General features: G+C 67.0%; 1 protein-coding gene. It reads right to left on the reverse strand.

All coding sequences use genetic code 11. The features are described from left to right. Nucleotides 1-476 (reverse strand): autotransporter-associated beta strand repeat-containing protein (locus ACEN88_RS34160; RefSeq protein WP_413346819.1); only part of this gene is annotated, 476 nt, incomplete at both ends.

Consider the following 476-nt stretch of genomic DNA (forward strand, 5'->3'; position numbering starts at 1 on the left):
CCGCCCAGCAGCACGGCGCCGGATCCGGACAGCGTGCGCACTTCGGCGCCGTTGTTTGTCGCGGCAATGTCGAACACACCGTTGTTGGCGACGCCGCTGGACAGAGCGATACCGCCCGACCCGGACAGCGCCAGCGCGCCGCCCTGGTCGATCGAGGTGGCGCCGTTATAGGTATTGGTACCGCTGAGCACCTGCGTGCCGCCCGCGATTGTCAGACCACCCGAACCGTAGATGCTGCCCGCAAACGTATCGCCTGCATCGGTCAGCGTCAGCGTCTGGCCACCCAGCAGCACCGCACCGGAGCCGGACAGCGAGCGCACTTCGGCGCCGTTGTTTGTCGCGGCAATGTCGAGCACGCCGTTGTTGGCTACACCGCTGGACAGCGCGATGCTGCCCGACCCGGACAGCGCCAGTGCGCCGCCCTGGTCGATCGACGTGGCGCCGAAATAGATATTGGTACCGCTGAGCACCTGCGT

The organism is Massilia sp. CT11-108, assembly GCF_047302915.1.
GTDB lineage: Bacteria > Pseudomonadota > Gammaproteobacteria > Burkholderiales > Burkholderiaceae_D > Telluria > Telluria orientalis.